Source organism: Roseivivax sp. CAU 1761 (genome assembly GCF_054482755.1).
On sequence record NZ_JBTLRM010000022.1, the window covers coordinates 17,128 to 30,865 of the forward strand.

General features: G+C 72.6%; 12 protein-coding genes. 6 read left to right on the forward strand and 6 right to left on the reverse strand.

Translation table 11 applies throughout. The features are described from left to right. Both hisH and hisB read right to left on the reverse strand, forming a co-directional pair. On the reverse strand, nt 1–639 hold the full coding sequence (gene hisH / locus ACXYMW_RS13580) for an imidazole glycerol phosphate synthase subunit HisH (RefSeq protein ID WP_459035866.1): 639 nt from the start codon (nt 637–639) through the stop codon (nt 1–3). A gap of 49 nt (nt 640–688) precedes the next feature. Then, entirely contained in the window at nt 689–1,276 is a 588-nt protein-coding gene (gene hisB, locus ACXYMW_RS13585; RefSeq protein ID WP_459035867.1) for an imidazoleglycerol-phosphate dehydratase HisB, read from the reverse strand. A 131-nt stretch (nt 1,277–1,407) separates the two neighbouring features. Here hisB and ACXYMW_RS13590 point away from each other — a divergent pair, with 131 nt between their 5' ends. Continuing rightward, a complete protein-coding gene (locus tag ACXYMW_RS13590; protein ID WP_459035868.1) occupies nt 1,408–1,647 on the forward strand; it encodes an Lrp/AsnC ligand binding domain-containing protein in 240 nt (79 codons plus the stop codon). Nucleotides 1,648–1,661: 14 nt separating this feature from the next. Here the strand turns inward: ACXYMW_RS13590 and ACXYMW_RS13595 are convergent, their stop codons facing one another. Together ACXYMW_RS13595 and ACXYMW_RS13600 are read right to left on the reverse strand one after the other, a co-directional pair. After that, nucleotides 1,662–2,309 carry a 5-formyltetrahydrofolate cyclo-ligase gene (locus ACXYMW_RS13595; RefSeq protein WP_459035869.1) on the reverse strand — a complete coding sequence of 216 codons (648 nt, stop codon included), beginning with the start codon at nt 2,307–2,309 and terminating at the stop codon, nt 1,662–1,664. Between the two features lie 38 nt (nt 2,310–2,347). Next, nucleotides 2,348–3,097: a sulfite exporter TauE/SafE family protein gene (locus ACXYMW_RS13600; RefSeq protein WP_459035870.1), complete on the reverse strand. Its 750-nt coding sequence runs from the start codon at nt 3,095–3,097 to the stop codon at nt 2,348–2,350. A gap of 187 nt (nt 3,098–3,284) precedes the next feature. Here ACXYMW_RS13600 and ACXYMW_RS13605 point away from each other — a divergent pair, with 187 nt between their 5' ends. Continuing rightward, the gene (locus ACXYMW_RS13605; protein ID WP_459035871.1) at nt 3,285–5,489 is read left to right on the forward strand and encodes a vanadium-dependent haloperoxidase; all 2,205 of its coding nucleotides are present in this window, start codon (nt 3,285–3,287) and stop codon (nt 5,487–5,489) included. Nucleotides 5,490–5,552: 63 nt separating this feature from the next. Here the strand turns inward: ACXYMW_RS13605 and ACXYMW_RS13610 are convergent, their stop codons facing one another. After that, on the reverse strand, nt 5,553–7,130 hold the full coding sequence (locus tag ACXYMW_RS13610) for a 2-isopropylmalate synthase (RefSeq protein ID WP_459035872.1): 1,578 nt from the start codon (nt 7,128–7,130) through the stop codon (nt 5,553–5,555). A gap of 428 nt (nt 7,131–7,558) precedes the next feature. Between ACXYMW_RS13610 and ACXYMW_RS13615 the strand changes: the two genes are divergently transcribed. The 3 genes from ACXYMW_RS13615 to hrpB all read left to right on the forward strand — a co-directional run bounded on the left by ACXYMW_RS13615 (nt 7,559) and on the right by hrpB (nt 12,290). After that, nucleotides 7,559–8,740, forward strand: coding sequence for an acetylornithine transaminase (locus ACXYMW_RS13615; protein ID WP_459035873.1), 1,182 nt, complete (start codon nt 7,559–7,561; stop codon nt 8,738–8,740). 75 nt (nt 8,741–8,815) lie between these two features. Continuing rightward, nucleotides 8,816–9,742, forward strand: a complete 927-nt coding sequence (gene argF, locus ACXYMW_RS13620; protein ID WP_459035874.1) for an ornithine carbamoyltransferase — start codon at nt 8,816–8,818, stop codon at nt 9,740–9,742. Between the two features lie 91 nt (nt 9,743–9,833). Continuing rightward, entirely contained in the window at nt 9,834–12,290 is a 2,457-nt protein-coding gene (gene hrpB / locus ACXYMW_RS13625; RefSeq protein ID WP_459035875.1) for an ATP-dependent helicase HrpB, read from the forward strand. A gap of 53 nt (nt 12,291–12,343) precedes the next feature. Here the strand turns inward: hrpB and ACXYMW_RS13630 are convergent, their stop codons facing one another. After that, a complete protein-coding gene (locus ACXYMW_RS13630) occupies nt 12,344–12,790 on the reverse strand; it encodes a DUF302 domain-containing protein (protein WP_459035876.1) in 447 nt (148 codons plus the stop codon). Nucleotides 12,791–12,910: 120 nt separating this feature from the next. Between ACXYMW_RS13630 and hisF the strand changes: the two genes are divergently transcribed. Beyond that, nucleotides 12,911–13,669, forward strand: a complete 759-nt coding sequence (gene hisF / locus ACXYMW_RS13635) for an imidazole glycerol phosphate synthase subunit HisF (protein WP_459035877.1) — start codon at nt 12,911–12,913, stop codon at nt 13,667–13,669. Nucleotides 13,670–13,738 lie beyond the last annotated feature (69 nt).

The window sequence follows — 13,738 nt, forward strand, 5'->3', positions numbered from 1 at the left end:
TCAGGGCTTCCAGGCGAGGAAGTTGGCGATCATCCGGAGCCCCGTGGCGCCGCTCTTCTCGGGGTGGAACTGCAGCCCCACGACGTTGTCGCGGCCGACGATGGCGGTAACGTCCTCGCCGTAATCGACCCGCGCCAGGCGCTGCTCGGTATCGGCCATGCGGACCTGGTAGGAATGCACGAAATAGGCGTGGTCGCCGGTCTCGATGCCCTCGAGCACCGGATGCGCATGGTCGATCACCAGGTCGTTCCAGCCCATATGCGGCACCTTGAGCGCCGGGTCGGTGGGGGTGATCCGCATCACCTCGCCGTCGATCCAGCCGAGCCCGCGGGTTTCCTCGTATTCGTGCCCGATGCGCGACATCAGCTGCATGCCGACGCAGATCCCCATGAACGGCACGCCGCGCTTCTCCACCGCCTCGAGCAGCGCCTCCTGCACGCCGCCGGTGTCGCGCAGCGCCCGCGCGCAGGCCGGGAAGGCGCCGTCGCCGGGCAGCACGATGCGGTCGGCGCGCGCCACGTCCTCGGCCCGGGTGACGACCCGGACCTCGCCGGCGCCGGCCTCGTCGGCCATCTTGCGGAAGGCCTTGTCGGCGGAGTGCAGGTTGCCGCTTTCGTAGTCGATCAGCACGGTGAGCATGTCGGGTCTCGTCTCGGTCAGGTCAGTGGGGGGCGGCGGTCCGGGCCGGTCAGAGCGCGCCCTTGGTCGAGGGGATGGCGCCGGCGGCCCGCGGATCGGGCTCCACCGCCTCGCGCAGGGCGCGCGCCACCGCCTTGAAGGCGGCCTCGGCGATGTGGTGGCTGTTGAGCCCGGAGAGCCGCGCCACGTTCAGGGTGATGCCGCCATGGGTCGACAGGGCCTGGAAGAATTCGCGCACCAGCTCGCTGTCGAAGCTGCCGATGGTGGGGCTGGTCAGCGCCACGTCCCAGACCAGGTAGGGCCGGCCCGAGAGATCGAGCGCGGCGCGCACCAGCGCGTCGTCCATGGCCAGGTGGCAGGAGCCGTAGCGCCGGATGCCGCGCTTGTCGCCCAGCGCCCGGGTCAACGCCTGGCCGATGGCGATGCCGGTATCCTCGACGGTGTGGTGGTCGTCGATATGGGTGTCGCCCTCGGCCCGCACGGTGAGGTCGATGAGCGCGTGCCGCGCCAGCTGGTCGAGCATGTGGTCGAAGAACCCGACGCCGGTGCGGTTGTCGTAGCGGCCGGTGCCGTCGAGGTCGATCTCGACCACGATCTCGGTCTCGGCGGTCTTGCGTTGAATGCGCGCCTTGCGCATGGCGGGCTCTCCCGTTCCTGTCGCGGGCGGTTATAAGTGGCGGAACCGGTGAGGGAAAGGCCCGGCCGGGCGTTGTGCCGCCCGGCCCGCTGTGCCAGCTTGGCGCAGAATTCCGTCAAGGATGTCCGTTCATGACCGTTTGCGTCTTCGTCCAGATCCGCTGCGTGCCCGGCCAGACCTACAAGGTCGCCGAGGAAATCGGCCTCAGGGAGCTGCATTCCGAGCTCTATTCCACCAGCGGCGAATGGGATCTGCTGATGAAGCTCTACATCCCCGAGGGCGAGGATGTGGGAAAGTTCGTCAACGAGCGCCTGCTCGACATTCCCGGCATCGTGCGCTCGCTGACGACGCTGACCTTCAAGGCGTTCTAGCGCCGCGGCGCCGCTCACTCCCCGGCCAGGATGACCTCGTCCATCGCCACGTCCCAGGGCATCGGGTGGATGGTCGCGATCCGCGCCGCGGCGTAGCCCACGCCGAGGATGCGCGGCCGCGGGGTCATCGCCGCGAGCGTGCGGTCGTAATAGCCGCCGCCATTGCCCAGCCGGTAGCCCTCCGCGTCGACCCCGAGAAGCGGCGACACGACGACCTCCGGGACAAGCTCGGCGCCCTCCTCGGGGATCGGGATCGACCAGATGCCGCGGGTCATCGGCGCCCCGGGATGCCAGGCGCGGAAGCGCAGCGGGGCCTCGGTCTCGACGATCACCGGCAGCGCCACGCGGTCGCCGGCCTCGGCCCGGCGCCGCATCCAGCCGCGCAGGTCGGGCTCGCCCCGGATCGGCCAGTAGACCGCGATCACCCGGCCCCTGGCCGGGCCCAGCGCGCGATCGAGCCCGTCGGCGATCTCTTTGGAGGCGCAGCGCAGCGCCTCCGAGGAACGTTCCTTGCGCGCGGCGTAGAGCCGCGCCCGCTCGGCCCGGCGGAAGCGCGTGACGTCGCGCAGGCGCACCGGATCGATCGCGTGTCCGGCGATCACGCGGGCGCCGAAGCAGGGCGGCTCACCGCCCGTCTCACCGCCCGTCTCGTCGTCCTGCATGGTGCCCTCCCCCGTTGCTCCGCGCTGCGCGGCGCGTCTCAGAGCGTAAAGAACGCCACCGCCATGGCCAGGCCCACGGCGATGATGAAGCCGCGCAGCAGCGCCATGTTGGTCACCCGCCGCGCCAGATGCGCGCCGAGCCAGCCGCCGGCGGCATTGGCCAGCCCGATCACCAGCGCCGTCGGCCAGTCGATCAGCCCGGCGGCGATGTAGGTCGCGACCGAGACCGTCGAGAGCACCGCCGAGACGCCGTTCTTCAGACCGTTCATGCCGTGGAGGTTGCGGAAGCCCACCAGCCCGAAGGCCGCCAGCAGCATGATCCCGAGGCCGCCGTTGAAATAGCCGCCATAGATCGTCACGGCGAGGATCAGCGCCGCCGCGCCGGTCCAGCCCAGCGCCCGGCCGCTGGCGGTGGCCCGGCGCAGCAGCGCCGGCCCGCCGGCGAAGGCCACGGTGGCCAGGAGCAACAGCCAGGGCACGATCCCGGTGAACAGCTCCTGCGGCGTCACCAGGAGCAGCAGCGCCCCGAGGAAGCCGCCCAGCACGGCCAGCCAGAGGATCGCCTTGAGCCCCAGCGGTCCCTCGGCGCGCATGTCGTGGCGGTAGGCCCAGGCGCTGCTGATATAGCCCGGCAGCGCCGCCAGCGTCGCGGTGGCATTGGCGAAGAGCGGCGGCACCCCGACCCAGACCAGCGCCGGGAAGGACAGGAAGGTGCCGCCCCCGGCCACCGCGTTGAGCGCCCCGGCCGCGAGCCCCGCCACCGCCAGAACCAGTATCGACAACAACATCCGGAATCGCCTCCCCCGCGCCGCGTTTCGGCGGAGTGGTGCCGTATCGCGGAGGGCGGCGCAACGCGCGGATCGGCGCGGGACAGCGCGGGCCCGGCCCGGCGGGTCACGCGACAGGTGCGCAAACGCCGCTTCTGCGATAGCATGCCCGCATTGTCACGGTCGATTTCAGTGAACGGATTTTAGTATGGCACATGCGATTTGGCGCCGCCCCGCCACGCGGGGCGATGACGAGATTACCCTCGATGAACCGCAGCGGATGCTGCACGCCCGGGCCGGCGACGACCTCGTGACGCTGGCCGCCCCGGTGGCCACGGTGCTGCTGGGACGGGGCGACGACACCCTGATCGCCGAAGCCCGGCCGGACCGGGTCCATGGCGGCGCCGGCGACGATGTCATGATCCTTGCGGCCGGCGCCGGCCGGGTCGCGGGCGGCCGCGGCGACGACCGCATCGCAGCCGAGGGTCCGGTGGAGCAGATCCGCGCCGGCCGCGGCGACGACGTGGTGACGCTGGCGCATTTCGGCGGCCGCATCGACGGCGGCCGGGGCATTGACCACCTGGAGCTCGACTGGAGCCTCGGCAGCGTCGATTGCGAGGTGGTGGGCGAAGGGCTCCGGATGGTCGACCGCTTCACCGGGGCCGAGATGATCGTCACCGGCTTCGAATCCGTGGATTTCGCCGATGCCAGCCTCTCCGCGGCGGAGCTCGCCGCGCTCTTCGACCCGGAGGCGGCGCCGGCGATCCATGTCGGCGGCGGCACCCAGGTCTTCGGCGTCAACGGCACCGAGCCCACGGTGAGCGTGGTCTGGGACCGGGTGGTGCAGCAGGCGGTGATCGAGGCCAGCGCCCCGGTCGGCCCGACCGTGGCGGCGCGCGCCTATGCGATGGTGCACACCGCGATGTTCGACGCCTGGGCATCCTACGACCCGGACGCGGTGCGGGTCTCCTTCGACCGCGAGGGCGACAACCTCGCCGGGCTGGGCGGCGAGCCGCAGATGATCGCGGCGATGAGCCATGCCGCCTTCACCGTGCTCTCCGCGCTGTTTCCCGAAAGCGGCGCGCTGTTCGAGCGGGTGATGACCGAACGCTACGGGCTGACCCCGGGGGGCGACGGGTCGCTGGCCGCCGAGATCGGCATCGACGCCGCCGAGGATCTGCTCTGGCTGCGCGCCGGCGACGGCGCCAACCAGGCCGGAGGCTACGCCGACATCTCGGGCTACGTGCCGGTCAATTCCGGCCCCGACGACGTCGTCGACATCGCGCGCTGGACCCCGGAAAGCGCCCCCGTCGATCCCGAGGGCGCGGCGCCGCTGCAGACCTTCCTGACCCCGCATTGGCGCGGCGTGGAGGGCTTCGGGCTCGCCGAGGACGCGGCCGGGGCGACGGATTTCTCAGCCTACCGGCCGGCCGCGCCCGAGCCCTTCTTCAGCCCCGCGCAGAGCGGCGCGACGCTCGACATGGCGGCGCGCACGATCACCCTGGCGGCGCCCTATCACGACGGCGTCACGCAGCACGCCGCCGGCGCCACGCTGGCGGTCGACCGGGGGCTGATCGGCCCGGTCATCAATCCCGCCTTCATCGCCCAGGCCGAGGAGGTGATCGCCTATTCCGCCGGCCTGACCGACCGCCACAAGATCATCGCCGAGTTCTGGGAGGACGGCGCCGGCACCGCCTTCCCGCCCGGCACCTTCATGGCCTTCGGGCATTTCGTCTCGGCCCGCGACGGCCACGATACCGGCGCCGACGCGGTGATGTTCCTGGCGCTCGCCAACGCCATGCTGGATGCCGGCATCGCCACCTGGGACAGCAAGGTCGCCTACGATTACGCCCGCCCGGTCCGGGCGATCCGCGATCTCGGCGAACTCGGTCTGATCGGGGAGTGGGGCACCGACGCGCTGACCGGCGAGACCGGCTACGTCATCGAGGCCTTCGGCGGCTTCGACGCCGAGGGCTATGGCCGCGGCACCCAGACCGTCCTGGCGGAGAACTTCGTCACCTTCCAGCGTCCGGGGGATTACCCCTCGCCGCCCTTCGCGGAATACACCTCCGGCCATTCCGCCTTCAGCGCCGCCGGCGCCGAGGTGCTGCGCCAGATCACCGGCAGCGACGCCTTCGGCGGCACCGTGCGCTTCGCCGCCGACAGCATCCAGTTCGAGCGCAACGTGCCGGCCACCGACACCGTCTTCACCTGGGACACGTTCACGGCCGCCGCCGACGAGGCCGGCCTGTCGCGGCTCTACGGCGGCATCCATTTCAGCGACGGCGATCTCAACGGCCGCGCCCTGGGCCGGGCCGTCGGCGCCGACGCGGTGGCGCAGGCCGAGCGCTTCGTCGACGGCACCGCCAGCGATGCCGACCGGCCGTTCTGGACCGACATTCCGCTGGGCTGAGCCCGCCGGCCCGGGCGACGGCCCCCGCGGGCGCGCCGGCGCCCCCGCGGGTGCATCCCGGCCTCAGCCGGCGTCCTTGTAGGAGATCTCCCGGCCATCGGCGCCTGGGCCGGCCTTGTCGCGGCGCACCAGCAGGCGGTTCAAGGCGTTGATGTAGGCCCGCGCCGAGGCCACCACCGTGTCGGTGTCGGCCGACTGCCCGGTGGCGATCATGCCGTCCTCCTCGAGCCGCACGCTCACCGTGGCCTGGGCATCGGTGCCCTCGGTCACCGCGTGGACCTGGTAGAGCTGCAGCCGCGCCTTGTTGGGGTGCAGCTTGCGCACCGCCTTGAAGGTGGCGTCGACCGGGCCGTCGCCCTCGCAGGTCGCCGACACGTCGCGGCCGTCGATCTCCATCTCCAGCTCGGCCCGCGCCGGGCCGCCGGTGCCGCAGTGCACGCTCAGGTTCACCAGCACCAGCCGGTCGGCCATGCCGTCGGTGGTGGTGGCGGTGACCAGCGCCAGGATGTCCTCGTCGTAGACCTCCTTCTTGCGGTCGGCGAGTTCCTTGAAGCGGACGAACAGGTCCTTGAGCTGGTTGTCGCCCACCTCGACGCCGAGCTGGCGCAGCTTGTCGCGCAAGGCGGCGCGGCCGGAATGCTTGCCCATGACGAGGTTGGTGGCCGAGAGCCCGACATCCTCGGGGCGCATGATCTCGAAGGTCTCGGCGTTCTTCAGCATGCCGTCCTGGTGGATGCCCGATTCGTGGGCGAAGGCGTTCTTGCCGACGATCGCCTTGTTGTACTGCACCGGGAAGCCCGACACCGTCGCCACCCGGCGCGAGATGTGCATCAGCCGCCGGCTGTCGACGCCGGTCTCGTAGGGCAGGATGTCGCCGCGCGTCTTCAGCGCCATCACCACCTCTTCGAGCGCGGTGTTGCCGGCGCGCTCGCCGAGCCCGTTGATGGTGCATTCGATCTGCCGCGCGCCGCCCTCGACCGCGGCCAGCGCGTTCGCCGTCGCCATGCCGAGATCGTTGTGGCAATGCGTGGCAAAGACCACCTCGTCGGCCCCGGGCACCTCGGCAATCAGCCGCCGGATCAGCTCGGCGCTCTCGTTGGGCGCGGTGTAGCCCACCGTGTCGGGGATGTTGATCGTGCTGGCCCCGGCCTTGATGGCGATCTCCACCACCCGCGCGAGATAGTCCCACTCGGTCCGCGTCGCGTCCATCGGCGACCATTGCACGTTGTCGCAGAGGTTGCGTGCGTGCGTCACGGTGTCGTGGATGCGCTCGGCCATCTCGTCGCGGCTCAGGTTGGGGATGGCGCGGTGCAGCGGCGAGGTGCCGATGAAGGTGTGGATGCGCGGCCGCTGGGCGTGGCGCACCGCCTCCCAGCAGCGGTCGATATCGGTCGGGTTGGCCCGCGCCAGGCCGCAGATCACCGCCTGCCGGGCGCGCCGGGCGATCTCGGAGACGGCGCGGAAATCGCCCTCCGAGGCGATCGGGAAGCCGGCCTCGATGATGTCGACGCCCATGTCGTCGAGCAGCTCGGCGATCTCCAGCTTCTCGTCATGCGTCATGGTGGCGCCGGGCGATTGCTCGCCGTCGCGCAGCGTGGTGTCGAAGATCAGGACTCGGTCCTTGGTCGTGGCCTGGGTCATGGTCGGGCTCTTTCGCTGAAATCTCGTCTCTGGGCTCTCGTCCGGCGCGTCCTGCGATCCTCTGAGCGGTCGCGCCGGGACGGCCGCGCTCAGAGGCGGATAAGGCGCAGCAGGCCGAGCGGAAGCGCCGCCGAGGGGCGGGCGCACATCGCGTTATGAGGGCCGGGACGCATCATGGCGGCGACTATACGCGCCGCTTCGCGAATGAAAACCCCCGTCGCGCCGCTTTGCGCTTGCTTTTTGCCCGCGCCCGCGCCATCGCAGGCGCCATGACGATGCCCGCGCCGATCCGACGAGGCCGCTGAGCCCTCCTTCGCCGCCGCCCCGCCGGGGCGCCCGGCCCGCGCATGTCCTCTCCCGACCCGCAAACTTGACTTGCCCCGAGGCGCTTGGCACCAACGGGCTTTCGCCGCCCAAGGAGCGATCCGATGATCCCGCCCGTCCTGCCGACCTATTCCCGCGCGCCCCTCAGCTTCGTGAAGGGCGAGGGCTCCTGGCTGATCGAGGCGGATGGCCGACGCTTCCTCGACATGGGGGCGGGGATCGCCGTGAACGCGCTGGGCCACGCCCATCCCGACCTGGTGGCGGCACTGCGCGACCAGGCCGGCAAGCTCTGGCACGTCTCCAACCTCTACCGCATCCCCGAACAGGAGGCGCTGGCCCAGGCGCTGGTCGCGGCGAGCTTCGCCGACACCGTGTTCTTCACCAATTCCGGCACCGAGGCCTGCGAGCTGGCGGTCAAGATGGCGCGCAAGCACTGGTCCGAGAAGGGCCGGCCGGAGAAGAGCGGCATCGTCGCCTTCCGCGGCGCCTTCCACGGCCGCTCCACCGCGGCGATCGCCGCCGCCGGCTCGGAGAAGATGGTCAAGGGCTTCGGGCCGCTGCTGCCGGGCTTCACCCAGGTCGAATGGGGCGACCATGACGGGCTCGAGGCCGCGATCACCCCCGAGACCGGCGCCGTCCTGATCGAGCCGGTGCAGGGCGAGGGCGGCATCCGGCCGCTGCCCGAGCAATGCCTGAAGGGCCTGCGCGCGCTCTGCGACGAGAAGGGCCTCTTGCTGATCCTCGACGAGGTGCAATGCGGCATGGGCCGGACCGGGCGGCTCTTCGCGCATGAATGGGCCGGCATCGCGCCCGACATCATGATGGTCGCCAAGGGCATCGGCGGCGGCTTCCCGCTCGGCGCCGTGCTCGCCACCGAGGCCGCCGCCGCCGGCATGGGTGCCGGCACCCACGGCTCGACCTATGGCGGCAACCCGCTGGCCTGCGCGATCGGCCTCGCGGTGATGCGCCACGTCGCCGACGAGGATTTCCTGGCCGATGTGCGGCGCCGCGGCGCCTCCCTGCGGCAGCGCCTCGAGGGCCTCGTCGCGGCCCATCCCGAGGTCTTCGAGGAGGTCCGCGGCCTCGGCCTGATGCTCGGCCTGAAATGCCGCGTGGCGCTCGCCGACCTGGTGGCCGCAAGCTATGCCGAGGCGCTGATCACCGTGCCCGCGGCCGACAACGTGGTGCGTCTCCTGCCGCCGCTCAATGCCAGCGAGGCGGAGCTGGCCGAGGCGGTGGCCCGCCTCGACCGCGCCGCCGCCACCCTCGCCGAGAAGGCCGCCTGATCTTCTTCTGAGCCGAAATATCCCGGGGGTCCGGGGGCAGCGCCCCCGGCCCGGGACCCCAGCAAAGCGTTCGCGATGAATCATTTCCTCGACATCCACAAGACCGACCCCGCCGAGCTCGACGCCATCCTGACCCGCGCCGCGGAGATGAAGGCCGGCCGCAACGGCCGCCCCAAGGCCGCGCCCGACGACCACAAGCCGCTCGACGGCCACATGGTGGCGCTGATCTTCGAGAAGCCGTCGACCCGGACCCGGGTCTCCTTCGATGTCGGCGTGCGCCAGATGGGCGGCGAGACCATGGTGCTGTCGGGCGCCGACCTGCAGCTCGGCCATGGCGAGACCATCGCCGACACCGCCCGGGTGCTGTCGCGCTATGTCGACCTGATCATGATCCGCACCTTCGACGAGAGCGTGCTGACCGAGATGGCGGAATACGCCTCGGTGCCGGTGATCAACGGGCTCACCGACCGCACCCATCCCTGCCAGATCATGGCCGACCTGATGACCTACCGCGAACATCGCGGCCCGATTCAGGGCAAGAAGGTGGTGTGGTCGGGCGACGGCAACAATGTCTGCGCCTCCTGGCTGCACGCCGCGGCGCAAATGGGCTTCGACTTCACCTTCACCGGCCCGGTGCAGCTCGACCCCGAGATGGAATTCGTCGGACTGGCGCGCTCGAAGGGCGTGCAGGTCACCATCGAGCGCGACCCGATGGCGGCGGTCGAGGGCGCCGATCTGGTGATCACCGACACCTGGGTGTCGATGCACGACGCGCAATCCGCGCGCGAGCGGCGCCACAACATGCTGCGCCCCTACCAGGTCAACGCGGCGCTGATGGCGCGCGCCAACCCGGATGCGCTGTTCATGCATTGCCTGCCCGCGCATCGCGAGGAGGAGGTGACGAGCGAGGTCATGGACGGGCCGCAATCGGTGATCTGGGACGAGGCCGAGAACCGGCTGCACGCCCAGAAGGCGGTGATGCGCTGGTGCCTGGGCCGCTGACCCCCAGTCCCCGCCCCGCCGCGGCCACCCCGTTCGGCCCGTTCGGGGCAGCCGCCGTCCCGGCGGCGCGCGGCCCGGCGCGCCGGGCGCGATGACCGGGCTGCCGGTCGAGGCCGCGCTGCCCGACCTGCTGGCGGCGCTCGACGGCGCCGGCCGCGCGGTGCTGGAGGCGCCGCCCGGCGCCGGCAAGACCACCCGCGTGCCGCTGGCGCTGCTCGAGGCCTGCCCCGGGCCCGGCCGCATCGTCATGCTGGAGCCGCGCAGGCTCGCCGCCCGCGCCGCCGCCGAGCGCATGGCCGAGACCCTGGGCGAGCCGGTCGGCCGCACCGTCGGCTACCGCATCCGCGGCGAGGCGAAGGTCGGGTCCGAGACCCGCATCGAGGTCGTCACCGAGGGCATCCTGACCCGCCGCCTGCAATCCGATCCCGGCCTCGACGGCATTGGCACGGTGATCTTCGACGAGTTCCACGAACGCTCGCTCAACGCCGATCTCGGCCTCGCGCTCTGTCTCGAAGTGGCCGGCGCGCTGCGCCCCGAGCTGCGGCTGATCGCCATGTCGGCGACGCTCGACGCGGGACCGGTCGCCGATCTCATGGCGGCGCCGCGGATCACCTCGGAGGGCCGCGCCTTCCCGGTCGAGACGCGCTGGCGCGACCGGCCACTGGGCCCCGGTGCGCGGCTCGACGCGGCAATGGCCGAGACCGTGCTGGCGGCGCTGGCCGAAACCGAGGGCGGCGTGCTGGTCTTCCTGCCCGGCGCGCCGGAGATCCGCCGCGTGGCGCAGCGCCTCGCCGGGCGGCTGCCCGGCGACGTGGTGCTGCGCGAGCTGTTCGGCGCGATGGATCCCAAGGCCCAGCGCGCCGTCCTGGCACCCGAGCCGCGCGGCCGCAAGCTGGTGCTCGCCACCGCCATCGCAGAGACCTCGCTGACCATCCCCGACATCCGCGTCGTCGTCGATGCCGGCCGCGCCCGCCGGGCCCGCTTCGACCCCGGATCCGGCATGTCGCGGCTGGTCACCGAGAAGGTCACCCGGGCCGAGGCGGCGCAGCGCGCCGGCCGCGCCGGCCGGGTCGCCCCGGGCGTCGCCTACCGGCTCTGGACCCGCGGCGAGGAGGGCGCGCTGGCCGCCTTCCCGCCGGCCGAGATCGAGACCGCGGATCTGGCCGGGCTGGCGCTCGACCTGGCGCTCTGGGGCGCCGCGCCGGGCGACCTGCCCTTCCTGACCCCGCCGCCCGAGGCGGCGCTCGCCGAGGCCCAGGCGCTGCTGCGCGATCTCGGCGCGCTGGACCGCGACGGGCGGCCCACCGAGCATGGCCGGGCGCTGGCCGGCCTGCCGCTGCATCCGCGGCTCGGCCACATGCTGGCGCTGGCCGGGCCGGAGGCGGCGCCGCTCGCCGCGCTCCTCGGCGAGCGCGACCCGCTGCAGGGCGCGCCGGCGGACCTGACGCTGCGGCTGGCGGCGCTGCGCGATCCCCGGCGCTTCGCCGCCGAACGCCCCTACGGCCTGCGCCGCGCGGCGCTCGAGACGGTCCGCGCCGAGGCCCGGCGCCTAGCGCGGCTCGCTCCCGGCCGCCAGACTGACCCGGACGGCGCCGGGGCGCTGTCGCCGGCGGCCATGGCGGCGCTGGCCTATCCGGACCGCATCGCCCTGCGCCGCCGCGGCGAGGCGCCGCGCTACCTGCTCTCGGGCGGCAAGGGCGCGGCGCTCGCGCCGGAGGATCCGCTGGCCGCGGCGCGGCTCCTGGTGGTCACCGACACCGACGGCGACCCGCGCGAGGCGCGCATCCGGCAGGCCGCGCAAATCGGCGAGGCGGAGCTGCGGGCGCTCTTTGCCGACCGCATCGCCTGGCACGACGAATGCCGCTGGTCGCGGCGCGAGCGCCGGGTGGTGGCCCGCCAGCAGGAGCGCCTGGGCGCGCTGGCGCTGGACGACCGGATCTGGCGCGACGTGCCCGCGGACGCGGTGGCCCGCGCCATGCTCGACGGCGTGCGCGATCTCGGCCTGGCGCTGCCGCCGGCGGCGCAGCGGCTGGCCGCAAGGGTGGCGCTCGGCCGCGCTGCCGGGATCGACCTGCCGGCGATGGACGAGGCCACCCTGCTGGCCGAGCTCGAAGACTGGCTGCTGCCGTTTCTCGCCGGGGTGCGGAGCGCCGAGGAGTGGAAGCGCTTCGACCCGCTGCCGGCGCTCGAGGCGCGGCTCGGCTGGGAGGGCAAGCAGGCGCTCGACGCGGCGGTGCCCGGCGCCTTCACCACCCCGCTGGGGCGCCGCATCGCCATCGACTATTCCGGCGATGCGCCGGAGATCGCGCTGCGCCTGCAGGAGATGTTCGGCCAGACCAGCCACCCGCAGGTCGCCGGGCGGCCGCTGCGGGTGACGCTGCTGTCGCCCGCCGGGCGCCCGGTGCAGACCACGATGGATCTGCCGGGCTTCTGGGAAGGCTCCTATGCCGACGTGCGCAAGGACATGCGGGCGCGCTATCCCAAGCATCCCTGGCCCGAGGATCCGCGGCAGGCCGACCCGACGCTGCGCGCCAAGCCGCGGCGCTGAGCCGCGGCCGGAAGCCGGGCCGCCCCGCCCGGCGTCCCGGGCCCCGCGCCGGCTCAGTCGTCGGTGGCCTCGTCGGCGAGCTTCTCCAGCGCGCCCTCGATCTTTTCCACGTAGGGCGCGTCGTCGTCGATCTTCAGGTCGTCGAAGATCTCCTCCGCCTCCTCCCAGAACAGCCAGGTCTGGCCCTCCGCGTCCTGGTAGGCCAGCATCCGCAGCGGCAGCGCGAGCCCGGCGCGGATGTCGTCCTGCATGGCCGGCGTGCCGAGCGCCGGGTTGCCGAAGATCAGCAGCTCGGCCGGCGCCAGCTCCAGCCCCGCGCCGCGGGCGCCCTCGGCGTGATCGACGCGGGCAAAGACCGTCGCCCCGGCCTCGGCGACCGCCTCCTCGAGCCGGTCGATCGTGGTGGCGACGTCATGCGGGCTCTTGACGCGTTCGAAATCGGCCCAGGCGGGACCGGCTGCGGCGGCCGCCAGCGCGGCGGTGAACGTGAACGCCTTCATGGGGAACTCCTTGCATTGCCTCACCCGGGTCAACCGGGGCGCGGCGCCGCCGTTCCCGGCACTGGCGAAGCCCGCGGCTTTGGCCTAGAGAAGGCGGCGAACCGATCAAGAGGGCCTCCCATGCTGAAGACCCGCATCATTCCCTGCCTCGACGTGGCCGATGGCCGCGTGGTCAAGGGCGTGAACTTCGTCGATCTGCGCGATGCCGGCGACCCCGTCGATGCCGCCCGCGCCTATGACGCCGCCGGCGCCGACGAGCTCTGCTTTCTCGACATCACCGCGACGCACGAGAACCGCGACACCATCCTCGACGTGGTCACCCGCACCGCCGAGCAATGCTTCATCCCCCTCACCGTGGGCGGCGGCGTGCGCAGCACCGAGGACGTGCGCAACCTGATGCTGGCCGGCGCCGACAAGGTCAGCTTCAACTCCGCCGCTGTGGCCAATCCCGACGTCGTCAGCGAGGCCGCCGACCGCTTCGGCAGCCAGTGCATCGTGGTGGCGCTCGACGCCAAGCGGGTCGAGGACGGGCGCTGGGAGATCTTCACCCACGGCGGCCGCAAGGCCACCGGGCTCGACGCCGTCGATTTCGCGCTGACGGTCACCGCCAAGGGCGCGGGGGAGATCCTGCTGACCTCGATGGACCGCGACGGCACCCGCGACGGCTTCGACCTCGAACTGACCCGGACGATCTCCAACGCGGTGCCGATCCCGGTCATCGCCTCGGGCGGCGTCGGCAATCTCGACCACCTCGTCGAGGGCGTGACCGAGGGCGGCGCCTCGGCGGTGCTGGCGGCCTCGATCTTCCATTTCGGCACCCACACGATCGCCGAGGCCAAGGACCACATGGCCGCCGCCGGCATCCCGGTGCGGCGATGACCCTGGAAGAGCTCGAGGCGGTGGTGGGGGGGGGGGGGGGGGGGGGGGGGGGAGGGGGGGGGGGGGGGG